This is a genomic window from Arthrobacter sp. P4_F10, assembly GCF_056401435.1.
In genome coordinates this window covers 1-2,643 of the sequence record NZ_JBFUJJ010000085.1, presented here as the reverse complement: position 1 = coordinate 2,643, position 2,643 = coordinate 1, and the positions used below count along the sequence as shown (strand labels likewise).

The window sequence follows — 2,643 nt, the reverse complement described above, 5'->3', positions numbered from 1 at the left end:
TTCAGGCGCTTCTTGAGCCGGCCAACGAACATGTCCACGATCTCGATGATCTCGTCCTGGGTCAGCTGCGGGAAGACCACAACATCGTCAACACGGTTCAGGAACTCGGGGCGGAAGTGCTGCTTGAGCTCCTCCGTGACCCGGGCGCGCATCCGGTTGTAGCCGGTCTGGGAGTCCGTGCCGGACTGGAAGCCCGTGGCGACGCTCTTGGAAATGTCCCGGGTACCGAGGTTGGTGGTCATGATGATCACGGTGTTCTTGAAGTCGACCACGCGGCCCTGGGAGTCGGTCAGGCGGCCGTCTTCCAGGATCTGCAGCAGCGAGTTGAAGAGATCGGCGTGCGCCTTCTCCACCTCGTCGAACAGCACCACGGAGATGTCAGGGTCCTTGCCAACGCTGTACAGCGGATCTTCGACCTGGAGGCAGAACAGATCAACGGGCAGCGCTTGCCCCTCACGGCCGGCCACCTCGTGGGCGCACCGGCATAAGCGTCAGCGTTGATACCAAAGCAGGCGTCCCGCACGTACTGGCGGGGCGCCTGCAGGACCCGGCATACCGGGGCTTCGCCACGGATAACTACACCGGGCTCACCCCGAAATCATCGAAGCAGTTCAGGCAGCCAACGAAGGCCACGTCACCGCATACGGCGAAGATGTCTACTCAGCAGCGCTTCAAGAGGTCATCCAGTCCCACTTCGGGACAACTGCTACCGCATATCCGGTCTTCAATGGAACAGGGGCCAACGTCCATGCCCTGCAAGCCCTGCTCCCGCGCTGGGGCGCTGTCATCTGCGCAGCAACAGCGCATATCAATACCGACGAAAACGGCGCCCCGGAACGGGTTGGCGGAATAAAGCTCCTCCCGGTCCCCACACCGGATGGCAAACTCACCCCGGAATTGATAGACGCCGAAGCTTGGGGGTGGGGAGACGAGCACCGGGCGCAACCGCGGGCCGTATCGATCACCCAAACCACCGAACTCGGCACCTGCTACACGCCGGAAGAAATCCAACGGATCGCTGAACACGTCCATGCGAAGGGAATGAAACTGCACCTGGGACGGAGCAAGGCTGGCCAACGCTGCAGCACATCTCGGGCTTCCTTTGCAGGCATTCACCACCGACGCCGGTGTCGACGTCCTGTCTTTTGGCGGCACCAAAAACGGGCTGCTGTTCGGCGAAGCCGTTATCTGGCTCAACCCACAGTCCGACCCAGGCATGAGCTACCTGCGCAAGATGAACATGCAGCTTGCCTCAAAGATCCGTTTCGTCTCTGCGCAGCTGGTAGCCCTGCTAACGGATGGGTTGTGGCTGCGGTCCGCCAGTCACGCCAACGAGATGGCTCAACGTCTCAGCGAAGGAATCTCGGCCATTAACGGCGTCTCACTGACGCAAGCAACACAGTCCAATGGCGTCTTTGCCGTCCTCCCACCCGGGGCAGCCGCGAAAGTCCGGGAATCCTTCCGCTTCTATGACTGGGACCAAGCACGCGGCGAAGTCCGGTGGATGTGCTCCTGAGTATGTCAGCCCGATTCAGGACCACTGAGACGGCTTGAATCAGGACCACTCAGGCCCCTAGTCCCTGGCCCTGACACCCTGCCCATCTCCTTCTAAATCGCACTTCGAGTCGCGGTCTTGCGAGCAGGCCCCCGGGGACGACTTAGCGATACTGGTCAGTTGCCGTTGTTGCGAGAGTGGTTCAGTCGTTCAGATGGCACTCTTCAGCTACGGGGCGKGGATCCTGCTCGATTTCGTCGTACCGGGTAGTTTCAGCTTCAATGGCTACATGCCTCCCGTCTGGTCATTGCGCCAAAGCCTTCCCTCTGACGCATCATGGATTGCCGAGCTCCGCGCYCARGTCATGCGTCCCGATCTCGAGCGCCTCGGACGCTGGGATCCGGTGCGCGTCAGACAGCGCTTCCTCACGGGCTTTCACCCGGCGCATACGTTTGTTATCGACGTCGGAGCCTCCGCGGCCGGTGTSATTGCKGTCCGCCCCGAATCGGATGAGMAATGGATCGAACACTTCTATCTGGCCCCCRAGTATCAAGGGCAGGGTCTGGGGACCGCGGTGCTGCGCCACGTATTGGAGGCGAAGCGCGATCACCGGCCTTTCCGGCTCAMCGTCCTCCAAGGCAGCCCGGCGAGACGCCTCTACGAACGCACCGGATTCGTCCACGAGCACGAGGATTCSATCGATGTSTTCCTCGTCGCCGAAACGGACCRGAAGGTCGTGCCCAGGAGAACCCGCTCCCGCTGAACGACCCGCTTATTGGACAGGCCAATGGTCAAGCAAACTCTCMRCAGTCCCCCGSAATTAGTGCCTCCGCCGCCTGCCGCGGGGATGCCGGCCGCCGGTCAGTGGCCGGTGCGCATCCGGTCACGTGCGCAMCTCACAACGGCGGACAAGTCCAGCCCGTAGGTCGGCCCGTCGCCGGAACCGTACTCCTCGAGKCGGSCCGCACCGCGCTCGAGGAGCCGGATCGCACCAATGCTGTTCCCCCGGGCGGCGTGGGTGAGCCCGACGCAGATCTGGGCGAGACCTTGCCAAAGGTTGCGTTCTTCGGCCGGCCCGGCTTTCCACCGGGCCTCGAGTACCTCATGAGCGGCGAAGGGCCGGCCTGCCTCCACCAGACTCCGGGCCG

Annotated in this window: 2 protein-coding genes and 2 pseudogenes; 2 read left to right on the top strand and 2 right to left on the bottom strand. The window is 62.6% G+C overall.

Annotation, left to right across the window (positions count from 1 at the left end):
* Window positions 1–374: pseudogene (locus AC1DR1_RS23070) on the bottom strand (AAA family ATPase); the annotation flags it as partial.
* Between the two features lie 110 nt (window positions 375–484).
* Between AC1DR1_RS23070 and AC1DR1_RS23065 the strand changes: the two are divergent.
* Window positions 485–1,516: pseudogene (locus AC1DR1_RS23065) on the top strand (threonine aldolase family protein).
* Window positions 1,517–1,709: 193 nt separating this feature from the next.
* On the top strand, window positions 1,710–2,258 hold the full coding sequence (locus tag AC1DR1_RS23060) for a GNAT family N-acetyltransferase (protein WP_476993443.1): 549 nt from the start codon (window positions 1,710–1,712) through the stop codon (window positions 2,256–2,258).
* Window positions 2,259–2,356: 98 nt separating this feature from the next.
* Here AC1DR1_RS23060 and AC1DR1_RS23055 read toward each other — a convergent pair.
* The coding region (locus AC1DR1_RS23055) for a DUF309 domain-containing protein (RefSeq protein ID WP_476993442.1) at window positions 2,357–2,643 on the bottom strand (287 nt) is incomplete at its 5' end.